Annotated in this window: 16 protein-coding genes and 1 riboswitch; of the genes, 9 read left to right on the top strand and 7 right to left on the bottom strand. The window is 44.0% G+C overall.

Annotation, left to right across the window (positions count from 1 at the left end):
- The first annotated feature begins 103 nt into the window (after positions 1-103).
- The 6 genes from ACY8D0_RS11000 to ACY8D0_RS10975 all read left to right on the top strand — a co-directional run bounded on the left by ACY8D0_RS11000 (position 104) and on the right by ACY8D0_RS10975 (position 5,997).
- Positions 104-538, top strand: coding sequence for a GNAT family N-acetyltransferase (locus ACY8D0_RS11000; protein ID WP_462410547.1), 435 nt, complete (start codon positions 104-106; stop codon positions 536-538).
- 143 nt (positions 539-681) lie between these two features.
- Positions 682-1,191: a MarR family winged helix-turn-helix transcriptional regulator gene (locus ACY8D0_RS10995; RefSeq protein WP_462410546.1), complete on the top strand. Its 510-nt coding sequence runs from the start codon at positions 682-684 to the stop codon at positions 1,189-1,191.
- 90 nt (positions 1,192-1,281) lie between these two features.
- Complete coding sequence (opuFA, locus tag ACY8D0_RS10990) at positions 1,282-2,232, top strand: osmoprotectant update ABC transporter ATP-binding subunit OpuFA (RefSeq protein WP_462410545.1); 951 nt, start codon at positions 1,282-1,284, stop codon at positions 2,230-2,232.
- Positions 2,225-3,751 carry an osmoprotectant update ABC transporter permease/substrate-binding subunit OpuFB gene (gene opuFB / locus ACY8D0_RS10985; RefSeq protein ID WP_462410544.1) on the top strand — a complete coding sequence of 509 codons (1,527 nt, stop codon included), beginning with the start codon at positions 2,225-2,227 and terminating at the stop codon, positions 3,749-3,751. The genes opuFA and opuFB overlap by 8 nt, the downstream gene beginning before the upstream one ends.
- Positions 3,752-3,770: 19 nt before the next feature.
- Positions 3,771-4,763, top strand: coding sequence for a zinc-binding alcohol dehydrogenase family protein (locus ACY8D0_RS10980; protein ID WP_462410543.1), 993 nt, complete (start codon positions 3,771-3,773; stop codon positions 4,761-4,763).
- 7 nt (positions 4,764-4,770) lie between these two features.
- A complete protein-coding gene (locus tag ACY8D0_RS10975; protein WP_462410542.1) occupies positions 4,771-5,997 on the top strand; it encodes a multidrug effflux MFS transporter in 1,227 nt (408 codons plus the stop codon).
- A 287-nt stretch (positions 5,998-6,284) separates the two neighbouring features.
- On the opposite strand, the gene lsrF is transcribed toward ACY8D0_RS10975, so the two are convergent.
- From lsrF to ACY8D0_RS10950, 5 genes are read right to left on the bottom strand one after another with little or no spacing between them, the layout of a single operon-like run.
- Positions 6,285-7,163, bottom strand: coding sequence for a 3-hydroxy-5-phosphonooxypentane-2,4-dione thiolase (lsrF, locus tag ACY8D0_RS10970; RefSeq protein ID WP_462410541.1), 879 nt, complete (start codon positions 7,161-7,163; stop codon positions 6,285-6,287).
- Between the two features lie 46 nt (positions 7,164-7,209).
- The gene (gene lsrB / locus ACY8D0_RS10965) at positions 7,210-8,286 is read right to left on the bottom strand and encodes an autoinducer 2 ABC transporter substrate-binding protein LsrB (protein WP_462410540.1); all 1,077 of its coding nucleotides are present in this window, start codon (positions 8,284-8,286) and stop codon (positions 7,210-7,212) included.
- Positions 8,287-8,292: 6 nt separating this feature from the next.
- Positions 8,293-9,291, bottom strand: coding sequence for an ABC transporter permease (locus ACY8D0_RS10960; RefSeq protein ID WP_462410539.1), 999 nt, complete (start codon positions 9,289-9,291; stop codon positions 8,293-8,295).
- A 1-nt stretch (position 9,292) separates the two neighbouring features.
- Positions 9,293-10,294 carry an ABC transporter permease gene (locus tag ACY8D0_RS10955; protein ID WP_462410538.1) on the bottom strand — a complete coding sequence of 334 codons (1,002 nt, stop codon included), beginning with the start codon at positions 10,292-10,294 and terminating at the stop codon, positions 9,293-9,295.
- Positions 10,287-11,795 carry a sugar ABC transporter ATP-binding protein gene (locus tag ACY8D0_RS10950; protein WP_462410537.1) on the bottom strand — a complete coding sequence of 503 codons (1,509 nt, stop codon included), beginning with the start codon at positions 11,793-11,795 and terminating at the stop codon, positions 10,287-10,289. The genes ACY8D0_RS10955 and ACY8D0_RS10950 overlap by 8 nt, the downstream gene beginning before the upstream one ends.
- Positions 11,796-12,081: 286 nt before the next feature.
- Between ACY8D0_RS10950 and ACY8D0_RS10945 the strand changes: the two genes are divergently transcribed.
- Genes ACY8D0_RS10945 through ACY8D0_RS10935 form a run of 3 tightly spaced genes read left to right on the top strand, consistent with a single transcriptional unit; the run spans position 12,082 to position 14,978 of the window.
- The gene (locus ACY8D0_RS10945) at positions 12,082-13,002 is read left to right on the top strand and encodes a sugar-binding transcriptional regulator (protein WP_462410536.1); all 921 of its coding nucleotides are present in this window, start codon (positions 12,082-12,084) and stop codon (positions 13,000-13,002) included.
- A 37-nt stretch (positions 13,003-13,039) separates the two neighbouring features.
- Positions 13,040-14,599 carry an autoinducer-2 kinase gene (gene lsrK, locus ACY8D0_RS10940; RefSeq protein WP_462410535.1) on the top strand — a complete coding sequence of 520 codons (1,560 nt, stop codon included), beginning with the start codon at positions 13,040-13,042 and terminating at the stop codon, positions 14,597-14,599.
- Positions 14,600-14,621: 22 nt separating this feature from the next.
- Positions 14,622-14,978, top strand: coding sequence for a cupin domain-containing protein (locus ACY8D0_RS10935; RefSeq protein ID WP_462410534.1), 357 nt, complete (start codon positions 14,622-14,624; stop codon positions 14,976-14,978).
- 89 nt (positions 14,979-15,067) lie between these two features.
- On the opposite strand, the gene ACY8D0_RS10930 is transcribed toward ACY8D0_RS10935, so the two are convergent.
- Together ACY8D0_RS10930 and ACY8D0_RS10925 are read right to left on the bottom strand one after the other, a co-directional pair.
- Positions 15,068-15,601 carry a phosphoribosyltransferase family protein gene (locus ACY8D0_RS10930; RefSeq protein WP_462410533.1) on the bottom strand — a complete coding sequence of 178 codons (534 nt, stop codon included), beginning with the start codon at positions 15,599-15,601 and terminating at the stop codon, positions 15,068-15,070.
- 12 nt (positions 15,602-15,613) lie between these two features.
- The gene (locus tag ACY8D0_RS10925; RefSeq protein ID WP_462410532.1) at positions 15,614-16,687 is read right to left on the bottom strand and encodes an NCS2 family permease; all 1,074 of its coding nucleotides are present in this window, start codon (positions 16,685-16,687) and stop codon (positions 15,614-15,616) included.
- A gap of 109 nt (positions 16,688-16,796) precedes the next feature.
- Positions 16,797-16,897, bottom strand: a riboswitch (purine riboswitch).
- Positions 16,898-17,004: the final 107 nt, after the last annotated feature.

Genomic DNA, 17,004 nt, shown 5'->3' with positions numbered 1-17,004 from the left:
GAACCGCCGTAGGGGCGGTTCCTTTTTTTATTGCACTTACAACAATATTTATTTTATACTTTTGATAGTATGAATGATGGTAAATCCAGAAAGGGCTGAAGTAATGGAGGCAACAAGAGTCATGGGAGAGAAAGATTTGCAAAAAGCATTTCTTATTAGAAAAGAAGTCTTTGTGAAGGAACAAGGGGTACCATTAGCAGATGAATTCGATGAATTTGATACACTTGATGGGAAATGTGAGCACATCCTAGTCCATTACAATGACCTTCCTGTAGGGACGGGCAGATTAAGAGTGGTTGACCAGTTTGGCAAGTTGGAAAGAATTTGTATATTGGAGCCGTACCGCAAATTGGGGATCGGGAAGATTATAATTGGAGCTTTAGAAAAAATCGCAGCCGAAAAGGGAGTAACCCAAGTTAAATTGCACGGTCAAACCCAAGCAGAAGGCTTTTATAAAAAACTGGGCTATCACCCTTCATCCGATGTGTTTATGGAAGATGGCATTCCACATATTTTAATGGTAAAAAAATTAGGATAATCCTCAGGGACGGTTCGTGAGCACTTGGGAAATCCCTATTCCCCCTGAAGACTCTTCTCCTTCGGTTGGGGCATTGGGGGACCTTCCTATTACCTTGTGGGCTCTTTTTCCTTTGGCTCGGGCATTAGGAGGATCTTCGGCACATGAAAGATGTTTGCCACAAGAGCCGTCCCCATGGTTTTGAGTTAAGTTACTTGAAAACACATAGACATCTATGTATAATGGTGAACATGATTAAATATGATACAGCTTCAATGGTTGGTAAGATTAGGGACGCAGTGAACCATTTGATTTTGTCGGAGCTCGGTAAACACGGAGTGGATGGTATTGCCCCTTCACATGGGGATATTTTAGTAAGCCTATATGAAAAAAATGGCTTATCCGTAAAGGAACTGGCTGAAAAAATCCATCGCACCCAGCCGACAGTCACTGTTTTAATTGATAAGTTGCAAAAACTAGGTTATGTCGAGAGAATCAAGAGTTGGGAGGATAGCAGAGTAACGCTCATCAAACTAACGGAAAAGGGTGTCCAACTGAAACCTATTTTCCGTGAAATCTCAGAAAAATTAAATTCAGTCATTTATGGCGGGTTTACAGACACCGAAAAAGAACAAGTAGAACATTTATTAGAAAAAATCCTAAACAGGTTTTAATTTTTTTTGATAATATTCATAGATGTCTATTTAATGGAAAATTTTAAAAGATAACAAACAGGATAAGCTATTAAAAAAAAGGAGCGCAACATGATCCGATTTGAACAAGTATCGAAAAACTTCCCCAATGGAACCTTTGCTGTAAAATCTTTGGATTTGGAAATCAAGAAAGGTGAATTTTTTGTCTTAATCGGACCCAGCGGTTCCGGAAAAACGACCACATTAAAAATGATCAACCGACTTATCGAATTATCAAATGGCTGGGTTTGGATTAACGGTAAAAAGATTAGTGATTATGACATCAATGAACTTCGCTGGAATATTGGCTATGTCCTTCAGCAAATCGCGCTGTTTCCCCATATGACCATCGCTGAAAATATCGCTGTTGTACCGGAACTAATCCATTGGGACAAAGACAAGATTGCTGTCCGGGTGGACGAGCTGCTTAATATGGCCGGTCTTGACCCAAACGAATATCGAAATCGAAAACCCAGCGAGCTATCGGGCGGACAGCAGCAACGCGTCGGTGTCATAAGAGCCTTAGCGGCCGACCCGGAAATCATCTTGATGGATGAACCGTTTAGTGCGCTTGACCCGTTTAGCCGGGAAAAGCTGCAGGATGATTTGCTGGAAATCCAACGAAAACTGAAAAAGACCATTGTTTTTGTCACCCATGATATGCAAGAGGCTCTAAAACTAGGAGACCGAATTGCCCTGATGAAAGACGGAGAAATCGTTCAGGTCGGAACTCCACACGAATTCTTGACCCAACCTGCGAATGATTTTGTTCGGGGATTTGTCGGCAGCCGTCAATTATCGATAGGTTTGAATGAACTTATAACACCTGTACCGGCAGAATTTCTATCGAATACAATGACCATACCCTTCTCTACTCCAGTAGCTGTGGTATTCGAACATCTGGCATCGTTCGAGCAAATCGTTGTCGAGGACAATGGAAAAGCCGTCGGATTCATCCACAGACAACATGCACTTCAAGTGATGTCTCAATATTTGAGAGAAGGAGGGCAAAGTCATGAGTAATTTGATCAATGTCTTGTCGGACCGGAAATCTCAGCTTTTGAGCGCCCTTTTGCAGCATATAGAAATCTCGTTAATCGCGCTTTTTTTCTCATTGATTATTGCGATACCACTAGGAATTTATTTAACGCGAAAACAAAAAATGGCGGAATATATCATTGGTATTACTGGAGTGCTGCAAACCATTCCTTCACTGGCGTTGTTAGGTCTTTTGATTCCGCTTTTTGGAATAGGCACCGTCCCTGCTGTGATTGCACTCATCGCCTATGCCCTGCTTCCCTTGTTACGCAACACCTATACCGGAATTAAAGAAGTGGACCCCTCTTTGCTGGAAGCAGCAAGTGCCATGGGAATGAACAGAAGAAAAAGACTGCTGAAAGTCGAGCTCCCTTTAGCCATGCCTATCATCATGGCAGGCATCCGGACAGCGACGATTTTTATTATCGGAACCGCCACGATTGCCTCCCTGATTGGAGCAGGTGGTTTAGGTGACATAATTCTCCTTGGCATATCCCGAAATGATTATTCGCTTATTATTCTAGGAGCTGTGCCATCCGCTCTTTTAGCAATTCTTTTTGACTACCTTCTCCGAGGGCTCGAAAGAATTTCCTTTAAAAAGATCATGGCCGCCTCTGGTGCTTTCGCAGTGGTGGTCGTTCTCATCGTTGGCACGATGGTTGGCCCGGCACTGTTTCCAAAAGAGCAAAAGCAGATTGTGATTGCTGGCAAATTAGGTTCAGAGCCAGAAATCATTGACAATATGTATAAATTGCTGATTGAAGAAAATACCGATCTGAAAGTGAAGCTAAGAACAGGTTTAGGCGACACGACCTTTGTTTTTAATGCATTGAAATCGAAGGATGTGGATATATATCCGGAGTTTTCGGGAACCGCCATCGTCAATTTCCTAAAAGAGAACCCTGTAAGTACAGACAGCAAGGAAGTGTACACGCAAGCAAAAGAAGGTATGGCCAAAAAATATCACATGGCATTGTTATCCCCGATGCAATTTAATGACACCTATGCCATTGCGGTGCCAGAAGATTTTGCTAAAAAGTATGATTTGAAAAAGATTTCCGACCTGGTCCAAGTCGAGCAGTATGTGACAGCTGGTTTTACACCGGAGTTTACCGACATCCAAGATGGATATCCTGGTTTGGCGCAAACCTATGGATTGAATTTGAAGGTTGTCACCATGGACCCGTCTGTCAGGTATCACGCCATTCAATCAGGCCAAGTCAATCTGATGAATGCTTATTCAACGGATGGCGAACTGCAAAAATACCATCTGGTTGTTCTGGAAGACGATAAACATTTCTTCCCGCCTTATCAAGGATCGCCTTTATTGCGGCAGGAAACGGTAGACAAATACCCAGAGATTGTGCCGGTGTTGAATAAACTAGCCGGTAAGATTACCGACAGCCAAATGCAAAAAATGAATTATGAAGTCGGTGTTCAAGGGAAGAAAGCCGAAGATGTCGCAAGAGACTTCTTAACCAAGGAAGGTCTTCTGAAAAAATAACGTGTAAGGGGATTTCAAAATGAAAGCTGTTGTCTTGGAAAAACCCTGTGCCGCAAGTGAATTGGCGGTACAGGAAGTACCCATCCCTGAAGTAAAGCCGGGATGGGTGCTGGTCAAAATAAAGGCGTTTGGTCTCAACCGCTCGGAGATTTTTACAAGACAAGGGGATTCCCCGTCGGTAAAACTTTTTCGCATTATTGGAATCGAATGTGCGGGAGAAATTGAAGACCCTTCGGATAGCTCCTTTCAAAAAGGACAACGGGTTGTTTCTCTGATGGGCGGGCTTGGGCGTGAGTTTGATGGCAGTTATGCGGAATACGCCCTTATCCCCTCCTCTCAGGTCTATCCGATTGACCATGAGTTGGACTGGGCGGAATTAGCCGCCATTCCTGAAATGTATTACACGGCATATCGGTCTCTTTTTGACACACTCCGGCTTAAAAAGGGAGAAACTCTGCTAATCCGCGGCGGCACCAGCTCTGTTGGCCTTGCCGCCCTGCAGCTTGCAAAAAGCATCGGTGCTACTGTCATTTCGACTACCCGAAACGCAAACAAGGTAGAATTTTTAAAGGAATATGGTGCGGATTTTGTATTGCTTGACGATGGAAGTCTATTCGAACAACTTTTCCCGGTTTTTCCGAATGGCGTGAACAAAGTGTTAGAACTGGTGGGCACAACCACATTGAAAACTTCGCTAAGATTACTTTCGGAACAAGGAATCTTATGCATGACAGGAATATTAGGCGGAGAATGGGTGTTAGATCATTTTGAACCTATGGTGGATATTCCTTCCGGCAGGTATTTTACCCAGTTTGATAGCGGGGTCAATTTTAATAAAAAATCGCTGGTCGAACTCATCGACCATATAGAACAGCATAAAATGAAAGTGCCGATTGCACAGGTTTTCACACTGGATGAAATCGATAAAGCACATCAATTAATGGAAAGCAACGCGGCTAACGGAAAAATTGTGGTTGAAAATCGATCGTTTAGTATTGGAAAACTTAACTAGGAGTTGTATGGCATTGGTTGTAAAGACAAAAAAATATTCGCTTGCTTTTGCGATCCTTTTAGCCGTATTTTCTGCCATTGGCCCGTTCACCATCGATATGTATTTAGCTTCCTTCCCTAAAATCATGGGCGATTTCGAGACAAAAGCTTCGATGGTCCAGGCAAGCTTGACCTCTTGTATTTTGGGGATTGCATTCGGCCAAATCATCATGGGGGCCTTAAGTGATGTTCATGGCAGGCGGAAGCCTTTATTGATTTCGATGATTGTATATGCTGTTTCTTCTTTCGCATGTGCTTTCGCGCCGAACATGACGGTATTTATCGTTTTGCGTTTCATCCAGGGATTTGCAGGCTCCGCTGGGATTGTCATATCCCGTGCCATTGTCCGTGATTTATATAGCGGAATCGAACTGACCAAGTTTTTTTCACTCTTAACCGTCATCGGGAATCTGGCGCCGATGATTGCACCGCTTTCAGGAAGTGCCATTATTATCTTTTCCCCATGGGTCGGTATATTTATCTTTTTAGGTTGTTTTGGAGTCTTATTATCTGCTCTAACTGCCATGAAAATCAAAGAAAGTCTGCCTGTAGAGCGGCGTGTTTCTAGTGATTTTATCGGAATATTAAGGAATTTCAAAGAGCTGTTCAAACATAAGAGATTCATGGGATACGCTCTTGTTCAAGGCATCTTGTTTTCCGGGATTTTTGCCTACATTTCCGGAGCCTCATTTGTATATCAAAAAATTTATGATGTGACACCGCAAGTGTTTTCCTTACTATTTGCTTTGAATGGGATTAGTTTAATATTAGGGGCTCAAGTGGTGAAACTATTAGCAGGGAAGATTAAGGAAGATAGTATTCTATTGATTGGACTAGTATTAGCTTTTGTATCCGGGACGATTGTCCTGATCGAAGTTTTTGTGCATGGTCCGTTAATGATGTTAGTCCTTGCGCTTTTCTTTTTAAACGCTGCAATCGGTATTACTGGTCCGACTTCTTTTACATTAGCGATGGAGTCGCAAGGGCACATCGCAGGAAGTGCAGCGGCACTCTTGGGCGTCATGCCAACCTTATTAGGTGCTGTCACTGCCCCGCTGGTGGGGATTGCAGGTGAATATTCGGCAGTGCCATTCGGAGTGATCATTTTCACCACGAGCTTGTTTTCGATCATTGCCTATGCAGCCCTGGCTAGAAATGGTAAAACATCGCCCGTTTCCCAAAAAGGCCAGGTATGATAAAAAGCCCACGGAACCGAGGGCAACGAAAACTGTTTCAAAAAAATGGAAGGACTCTTATAGGCTACTATGGGACATTGGGGTGCAAAAAACCCGGCAAACTGTCCCATATTGGCCTTCTATGAGACATTTTTATTCTATAACACAAGCAACGTGTCCCATATAAGTGTTCTATAAGACATTATTGTTCTAAAAAACTAGCAAACTGTCTAATAAAAATTCTTCAGTGTTTTGGACGGCTCTCATGGTTATTGCTGCCACAAGAACCGTCCTCATGGTTTTCCGAATTAGTTTGTAATCTCCCGATAAAACTCATAGGCCTCAACATCTGTATATCCTTCATGCACCACTTTACGAACAGCCTGAATCATGGCCTTCGGGTATTCAGATTGGAAGATATTTCTCCCCATATCCACACCCGCCGCTCCGCCTTGAATCGAATGATAGGCAAGCGTAAGGGCTTCTTTTTCCGGCAATTTCTTGCCGCCTGCCACCACCAATGGCACCGGACATGCAGCCGCCACTTTTTCAAAATCCTCACAATAATAGGTTTTAACGATTTGCGCGCCAAATTCAGCCAGCATTCTTGTCGCCAACAAGAAGAATGGAGTCGTCCGCTCCATTTGTTTGCCAACGGCAACTACACCCAAAGTGGGGATGGAATATCTTGACCCCAGGTTCACCGCTCGGTTTAACTCCTCAATCGTTTCCTTTTGTCCGTCGGAGCCGATAAACGTTTGAATCGCAATGGCACTCGCATTCATCTTAATGGCATCCTCGATATCCACCACCATGGATTCGTGGCTAAGATCATCTTGAAGAACACTGGATCCGGAAGAGGCTCTTAAGGCAATCGCCTTATTATAGCTGGGCGGAACACTGCTGCGAATGGCGCCTCTTGTGCCCATTAAACAATCCGCATAAGGGGCCAATCTCGGAATCAGCAAATCTAATCTTTCCAACCCAGAAGTAGGTCCCATAAAATAACCATGGTCAAAGGCTAACATGACTGTTTTACCCGTGTCAGGGTTAAAGATTCTCGATAGGCGGTCCTTCATCCCCCAGTCATAATGATTAGCCCCTTTGACGTGGAAGTCCCCATTATTGGCGAACGGAACACTCTCAAAGAACTCCTTTGCATGCTTGTTGCCAACATTATCTGCCATTTCTTCCTCTCCTTTGATTCTATGTCAGCCGCTTCCCTATAACTATCTAAAAATCGTAGTCTTTAGTATTATCTTTCGTAAACACAATCCGCTCCGGCAGCACGATAATTCCTGAATCATCTGCCGTATAATCGTAGCCTTGAACGGTGTTCGGCTCTACTTTGACAGAACCCATATCAGGAACATCTATAGAATCGCCCACTTTTAATTTATTGCCTTGGGCCAACCAATAAGCCACATAAACGGCAAGGGCACCTTGATCTTTTACATCCCATAAACCATGGTTGTTGATCGTTCCGTTTTCAATAAATTGGCGCATGGAATTCGGTGAAGCAAAACCGGTAATGATGACATCATCCGCTTTCAACCCTTTATTTTCAGCCGCCTGTGCCATGGCTGGAAGAGCGGTAGAATCCGGGCAGATGACCGCATCAATATCCGGATAAGAATCCAAAATACTTGCCCCTACCTGCAAGGATTTTTGTTCATTGGCATCACCAAATTGAGTCGTGACCACTTCCCATTTTGGATATTTTTCCTTAATGTATTGGTTGGCCGCTTTGACCCATGAGTTTTGGTCGGGGACAGTCGGGCTGGAATAGAACCAAGCAATTTTTTTCGCATCATTGGGGTTATCCATTTGCTGGGCCGCCATGTCTACAAGCATTTTACCCAAAATGTCCGGTGTACCTTGGTCCACATAAACAGAACGATACTTAGGGTCGACATCCGAATCCCATGTGACCACTTTCATTCCGGCGTCCAATGCCTTTTTCAACGCTTGATTTAAACCATCAGACGTGACGGAGGAGATGGCGATGGCATCGGCACCGCTATTCACCGCACTATTAATGATTTGGACTTGGTTGGCAACCGTTCCTTCTGGGGCGCCATCGTACTTGACTTTAAAACCGATTTTCTTGGCCATTTCCTGGGCACCATCGTTACCCGATTCAAAGAAAGCATTCCCTGTCATTTTGGGGATGAAAACCACCTGAATATCTTTTGCATCTTTCTTTTTGCCTCCGCCGCCGGAAGCATCATCCTTTGATCCGCAGGCAGCCACTACCAACATCACGATTGCCACAACACTCCATAGTTGAAAAGATTTCAATTTACCCATTGCAGCTTAACCTCCCGTATTTTGTTTTTGGGAAACGATTCTTTTAACATTCCATCTAAACTCCGGATTGACCCCCAGGAATGCGACCGACACGATGAGAAGAACCCCTGTGGCTAGCCCAATATACTGGGTCGAAACTCCCGCCATTTGCAAGCCAATCTGCATAAATCCCAAAATGATGCTGGCTAATGCGGTTCCCACAACACCCCCTTTTCCTCCAGTAATCAAGGTTCCCCCCAATACAACGACAGTCAGAATAGGCATCAGATACTCAGCGCCATAATCTGCCCGTGCACTGCCTAAGTAGGAAGTTAACACCACCCCCGCAATCCCGGCACTCAACCCTGACAAGATGTACGTGCTGGTAATGATTTTTCTGGTGTTGATGCCAGAATACTCAGCCGTGTTGGGATTAATCCCTGTCAAATATAGATATCGGCCATACCGCGTGCGGTGCAGCAGGATATAGGCGATCAAAAACATCATGATAAATAAGATAACAGCATTGGGGATTCCCAAGACATCCCCATTGGCAATCTGGCTAAACCCTTCCGAAAAACCGGAAATCCCTTCATAGGTACTTACCCCCGACAATCCCACCAGCACAATGGCCATTCCGCTATATAAAAGCATGCCTCCAAGAGTAATCACCATGGCTTGAACTCTTCCATAGGCAATCAGGACGCCGTTGAGCAGTCCGCATAACCCGCCGACTAAAACCGCACAGAAAACGGAAAGCCATATATTCAGGCCAGCCACTTGGGATAACAGACCCGTAACAACGGAGGTTAACCCAATAATGGAGACGCCTGATATATCGATTCCTCCTGTAATCACGACCAATGTAACAAAGAAACCAATGATCGCAATGCTGATAAAATCATTAAAACTATTTAACAAGATGGTGATGTTCCAGAATCTAGGGTTGATCATTCCAAACACGATGATTTCCAGCACAATTAAGGCTAACAAAGTAAGGTTCCATTTGGGGATTTTCGTTAACATGTCATGTCTCGGCCTCCCTTCGAGAAACTCTTGCATTTAACCGGACCCTTTTGGCCTTTTTACTCGCAGAAAACGCAAGGAGGGCATCAATGACGACAATGATGATTAATAAAGAACCCGAAATCGTATCATTCCAAAAGGCGGGCACCTTCATATAAACGAGTGCCGAGTTAATCGATGTTAAAATGATCGCACCCAAAGCAGCTCCGACAGTGGTTCCGATTCCGCCAATCAATGACACGCCCCCAAGCACACACGAAGCAATAACGGTAAGCTCAATTCCTGCTCCAGCATTGGTGGAGACGAAGCCCACTTGACTAACAAAAATCAACCCGGCCAAGGAGGCACAGACTCCGGAAATCACAAAGGAGTAAGCAATATATCGGTTGACCGGAATCCCCAAGGAAACCGCTCCGTCTTTGTTGTCACCGATCGCATTGTAATACCTTCCCTTGCTGCTCTTAGATAGGTAAACCTGAACCAAGATAACTCCGACAATGACAACGACAGATAATAGATTGATTCCAAGGATGTCTTTATTCGAAAGCTCTTTAAAGGCGGCGGGAATATTCTCCACCCATTTTCCATCTGTATAAATGACTTGGACCACTCTCGTAATGGAGAGGATCGCTAGTGTCATAATGAAGGAAGAAATTTTTAATTTTATGACCCCAAAGCCATTAATGAGTCCAATGCAGACCCCAATCAAGATGGCCGTAAGGACCGCAAGAAAAATATTTCCCCCTTCTCTTAAAATCGTTCCACTAACGGCGGCACTTAAGCCCAGTGTTCCGCCTACAGATATATCCAAATTGCCGGTTAATAAAACAAACGTCATCCCCACGGCAAGAACGATAAATAACAGGCTGCTTTTCAGGGATTTATCAATATTCTGCAACGATAGATAGTCTGTGTTGACTAAACCCACAATCACAAAAAGAAGGATTAAAAAGATAAAAGTTCTAAATTCTCGTTGTTTGAAAATTTTCAAAAGGCTAGTCATGTGACTTTTCACTTCCTTCAAATGCTCCAAAAGCTGCTTTCATCACATTCACCGCATTAATTTCATCCAGGCTCAGGCACACATGGCAAGTCCCTTGATACACAGCATAGATGCGGTCACTGATTCGTTCGATTTCCTCCAAGTCAGAAGAAATCAGCAGGATGGAAAATCCTTGCGTTTTTAATTCGGTAATGATGGAATAGATGTCCCCCCTGGCCGCAGCATCAATTCCCCTTGTCGGTTCATCCATGATGATTAATTTAGGGTTCATGGACAGAGCCCTGGCAATCACGGCCTTCTGTTGGTTCCCTCCCGACAGTGATTTGATCTCCTCCTCCAGCGAACTCAGCTTAATGCGCAATCTTTCAATATACTGATTGGCAACTTGTTCTTCTAATCTCTTCTTCGTAAAAATGCCGTGACGTTTAATAATCTGTGAGGTGATGTTATTTCGGACAGAGCTGATGGAGAAAATGCCATTTAAAAAACGGTCTTCAGGGATATAGGCCAGCCCGCTGTTGATCGTTTCTTTCACGGACAGATTGGTGATGTCTTTTCCATCAAGATAGACTTTGCCGCTCTGGACCGGATTGATTCCATAAATCGCTTCAGCAATCTCGGTTCTCCCGGCGCCGACAAGCCCGGCAAGCCCCACCACTTCTCCCTTATAAACTTCAAAACTAATATTCCTGAATCCATCGCCCGTCATATTTTCCACTTTAAGAATCGGTTCTTCCCCAACATGATAAGATTTTTGTCTTTCAAACTGATCCTCCAAGCGGTTTTCATTTCCCACTGGGAGCAGACCTTGAATCAGCATTTCCTTCGTAAACTCTTCGACCCTCCCTTTCAGTGTGACTTTGCCATCCCTCAGAATCACCGCATGGGTCGATATGCGAAACACTTCATCCAGACGGTGGGTAATATAAAAGATTCCTACCCCGGAATTCTTTAACTGCTCAATGACTTTAAAAAGCGACTCTGTTTCAGAAAAGGTTAAGGTCGACGTCGGCTCATCCAGAATTAACACCTTTGATTCCCGTAAAAGCCCTTTAATAATCTCAAGCTGCTGCTGCTCGGCGATACTCAAGGTGGCGGCCAGCCGGTTCAAATCCAGTTTCCAGCCCAATTCCTTGATGAGCTTTACCGCCTCTTGTTTCACTTCATATATATCCTTTTGAACTCCAATCGTCAGGTTCTGTTCAACGGTCATATTGGGAAATAACAGCGGCTCCTGCGGCACTAAATAAATCCCTCTTTCATGCGCGGCAAATGGGCTTAAATGGTCGGCCTGCTCACCGTTAATTTCAATCCTCCCGTAATCGGCTTGGTAAATTCCCGTGAGGATTTTCATTAAAGTGCTTTTTCCTGCCCCATTCCCACCTATAATCGATATGACCTCTGACGCATTCAACTCGAGTGTAACCCCATCCAATACCGTGTTCCGGTTGAACGACTTGCGGATATTTTCCAATCTGACTAAGTTCTTTGGCGCCTTCATCCTACCACCTGCCTTAGTACCGTATTGCAACCGCTTACTTTTTTTATAAGTCTATTACTCCTTTAGACATTTTATTAACGATTAAACATATTATTAGCTATTAAACTTTATCCACTTTTGATGGCTCCATATTTGAGATATATGAACTAGGCATAATCCTCATGACACCCTTATTACAATATATAAGGGCTGTGCTGTTGCTTTTGTTTTGCCCCTAAGCAAAAGTAACACAATCGTTCGAACATAAAATTTTTGTTTTAAAAATAAACTGTAGAGAGTGAAGCACATGACATATGAAAATAGCCTCATGATCAAAATCGCCTGGAAATATTACATGGAAGGAATGACTCAGAACGACATAGCGGATTCTCTCCATCTATCGCGGATGAAGGTCATTAAGTATTTGGAGATCGCAAAGGCCAATCATATTATCCAATTTAAAATCAATCTGAATAATTTGGTGGATTTTGATTTGCAGCAAAAGATTAAGCAGAAATATGATTTGCAGGATATTTATATCGTTCCCTCCTCTAATGAAAACTTGTTGGACAGTCTGACAAAAGCCGCTGCCCACTATATTGAAGACAGAATTACCAGCGATACCATGATTAATATTGGCTATGGGGAAGCCGTTTCCCGAACCTTGAGCCACTTAAACATCTCAACGAAGTACAAAGTCACGTTTGTCTCTTTATCCGGCGGAGTGAAATTTTACATTCCAACCGTCATCGACTCATCATCCGATTATTATACCAATCCCAACTATCACCATTACATTATGCCAGCCCCGTTATTAACATCCACAGAACCTCTCGCCAAACTGTTGGTCAATGAAAAACCAATCAAGAAAATCTTTGAAATGATTCCTTATTCCACCATCACCGTCATTGGCATTGGAGCCGTTAACGAGCGGGCCACCCTTGTGAAGGAAGGATATTTGAACACCAATGAGATGGAAATCTTCAGGTCAATGGGGGCCGCGGGAGATTTACTTAGCCAATTTTATGACATCAATGGCAAGGTATTAGATCTTAAATTGCACAAGCAACTCGTCAGTACCGATATCCAATTATTAAAGTCCCTTCAACATGTCGTGGCTGTTGCGGGAGGATCTGAAAAAAGAGAAGCGATTATCGGCGCTTTAAAAGGAGGATATATCGATGTCTTAATTACCGACGAAGCCGTTTCCAAAAGTCTAATCGAATGAAAGGCTCCCAATCAATTGGAAAGGAAGAGGTGAAAAGATGGAAAAGTACTTAATGGCGATTGATGCCGGAACCGGAAGTGTCAGAGTCATTTTGTTCGACACCTTCGGCAATGAACGGTATGTCACACAATCCGAATGGACCCATAACGAAGATAAACGCTATCCAGGTTCGATGGACTTTGACATCGATAAAAATATCGAAACCATCATCGATTTAATCAAGGAAATTTTAGCAAAAAGCAACATCGTCCCGGAAAACATTGCAGCCATTTCCACCACAAGCATGCGGGAAGCCATTGTCCTCTATGATGAAGACGGAAAGGAATTATGGGCTTGTGCCAACGTGGACTCTAGGTCAAATGATGAAGTCGCAAACCTTTATGCATTAGGAGATACGATCGAAGCAGATATTCATCAGGTCTCTGGCCAGACTTTTTCACTGGGAGCTATCCCGAGGATCCTTTGGGTGAAAAATAACATCCCGGAAACGTATGAAAAAGTGAAATATGTGACGATGCTGAACGACTGGATTACCTATCGCCTGACCGACGTGATTTCGGTTGAACCCTCGAACGGCTGCACAACTGGCCTTTTCGATTTGAAGAAAAGGGCGTGGGATCCAAGTATCCCAGAGAAAGCGGGCCTTAGGGGTGATATTTATCCGATTGTACATGAGAGCGGATCGATCGTTGGCCGAGTGACGGAAAAGTTTGCCGCACAGACTGGATTGAGCACGCAGACCTTAGTGGTGGCCGGGGGTGGCGATGCTCAATTAGGGTGTATCGGCATGGGCGTGGTCAACAATGGGGATGCAGCCGTACTGGGCGGGAGCTTTTGGCAATATGAATATACAACCGAACATGTGGAAATCAATGAGCAATGCAAGGTCCGGGTGAATTGCCATGCAATTCCAAACACCTGGCAGTATGAAGCCATCGCCTTCTTTCCAGGGTTAATCATGAGATGGTTCCGCGATACCTTCTGTGATCTGGAAGCCTACCTTCAGAAGGAAACCGGAGAAAGCATTTATGACCAGATGGAGAAAAAAGCCCAAAGTGTACCAGCAGGCTGCCATGGCATGATTGGTACGTTTTCTGATAAAATGAACTACTTTTCGTGGAAACATGCGGCACCCAGTTTCATAGATTTTAAGTTTACCGATTCCTTCAATAAAGCGACCTTTTATCGAGCCATTATGGAAAATGCCGCTCTGGTCACAAGGGGGAATATTGAAAATGTCACCAAGGTGACGAACCAATGGCCGGAATCGATCGTGTTTGGAGGTGGCGCTTCAAAAAGTGACCTATGGTGCCAAATTTTGTCGGACGTTCTGAATGCTAAGGTTAAGGTGCCTGTTGTAAAGGAAGCGACAGCCCTTGGCGCGGCCATTTGTGCAGGAGTGGGAGCCGGCATTTATGATAGTTTTCAAGATGCTATCGACAAGGTCGTAAAATTTGAAAAAACCTTTGAACCAACGGAATCGAACCGCTCCATCTATGATGAATTGTATAACAAGTGGGAAACCATCTACAAAGTGCAACTGGAATTGGCTGACCAAGGATATACAGAACACATGTGGATCGCACCAGGCCTATAAAATATCGAAGGAGAGAGACAACATGACGGTTATTAACGAGAAGGAAAGAGATTACCGGTTTGGTGATTACGGCCCCAAGTATTTGCTTAAAGGCCCCAGAATGAATTTTGGTGTCGTGGTCCTGCAGCCAGGACAGGATTTTACCGCCCATTATCATAATTTTATGGAAGAGAACTTCTATATATTAGAAGGTGAGCTGGAGATTCATATCGACGAAGAAGTTTTCCAATGCAAACCAGGGGATTTTGTTCATGTGGAACCAAAGAAAGTCCACTATTTAATTAATAAGGGAGACACCGTCTTTAAAGCCGCTTTTATGCTGGCGCCTTATCAGGAAAAAGACAAAGTCGAGGTGGATTATCGGCCCTATAGTAATTGATATTCTTCAATGAAGTTATCATCCCAAGAGTAGCCCAGATCTGACTGGGCTACTCTTGGCGCTAAATGGTGCAGTAGAACCGGACTTCTTTAAAAGAGCGGCAGCTTTTCGAGGAAGATGATGTCGTCGCGGTTGGCGGCGTCGCCTTCTGCAAGGATAGCTGCTTTGGCGGCGATGATGCCGCCTGCTTCTTCGACGAGGTCGGTTAGGGCACGGAGCGATTCTCCTGTGCTGATGACATCGTCAATAAGTGCCACTTTCTTTCCTTTTAAGAATGCAGCATCCTTTCCATCTAAACAAAGAATCTGCTCTTTTTGGGTGGTGATGGACACCACTTTATGGACCAGCGGATCCGCCATATAGGGTTTTGTACTCTTTCTTGCTACAACATAACGATTCATGTCCAGATGTTTCGAAAGTTCATACACAAATGGAATTCCTTTGGCCTCCGCTGTCACAATCACATCGACAGGAGGCAGTTTTTGGGCAAGCAACGGCGCCGCTGTACTAACGAGCTCTGTATCTCCTAAAATAACAAAACTGGCAATGCTTAGCTCGTCTGAAATCGGAATAATAGGCAGTTCTCTGGTCAGTTCTCCTAATTGCAAAGTATAGGTATTCATTTTATCCCCTCCTTAAAATCCAAACAGCTTCATTAAAAATTCAACCATGACACCAGCAACCATCCCAAGGAACGGATCGGTAATGGCCGTGACAACCATCGTTACACCGCCGATTACACCAGAACCTGCTCCCTCTCCAGTCAGTGAAGCAATGGCACTCGACGGCAATGTGACAATGGACCCCAGCACGAACAAGAAACCCGCGATGGAAGCACTGGGTACCACTCTGCCGATTTTAGGAAGAAGCCCGGTTAGAAGGATGACGGCCATCAATCCCATCATTAATACTCCAGACCAAACCGGATGCGGAGCACTTGAAGTGGCAGATATAATAATTTCCACTGGCGCTCCTCCGAAAAACGAGGATACCATATCAGCCAAACTGCTAATAATGGTTAAGATATCTACGTTTACATCCTTGCCGGCAATCTGTTCATTCACGTTTCCAAAGGCAATATTCGCTCCTATATTTAAGCAGGCGATTGCCAGTGCACCCCGAATCACCATGGGATTGATCATAAGTTTCTGCCTCACAAATCCCTCTTTTGGTCCTTCCGGTTTCGTCCCAGCTATTTGATTTTTGTTTATAAAATAATGCACAATACTCGAAAGAATCACAGATACAGTAATGGTGTAAACCAGATCCTTAGTTGCCAAATAGACCAATAAGGCACTGATTAGGGAACTGACCCCGATTACCCGATCACTTTTTAACATATCCCACGCGACTTTGGTCAGCATGATACCAACCCCCGCCATCATGCCGCTCGCAATAACGGGACCAATCCAATCGATAATCTTCTCCAAAAGGCCGAACATTCCGACGATTAACATAATGGCAGCCCCAACGAATATGATTGATATTCGCTCGCGCATATTTTTACCCAGAGTCCCTGCTAGAGTAATGGTTTCCGCTTGATAGGAGACAACAGCAAGATTGCCAGTAAAGGCATTCCCTGCTGCGCCCACCATAAAGGCAAGAGCCGTCGGCACCGAAGCAAAGCCAAAAGCCATCGCCAATAGACCCTGAGGCAATCCATTTAAAACCCCGCTCAGAGCCGCTAAAATATCCTTCCAAATTTCCAAGTTGTTTCTCCCCCTTGCACCTGCTCTACGGGATCACAACCATTTGCCGCCTATACATGGATCACAAATACAACAAAAAAAGATTCTATAATAAATTCAGCAGAATCACAGTTTGAGAGTTGCACTCCATAGTAGAGCAATTTACGGTCGCTCCGTAGAGACTCCTGAACCAATTTTCAGGAATATATGGTGTGTTATTTTTTCTAGCATTCTCTTACAACATAACAATTATGCTATGATGCGGTTAACACTATAACCTTTTTTATATCACTTTATAAATTTCAAGTCAAAGAAAGTGGAAACTTTTCTGACATAGT

The sequence above is a fragment of the Neobacillus camarae genome (assembly GCF_054950115.1).
This window is presented reverse-complemented; position numbering and strand designations above follow the sequence as displayed.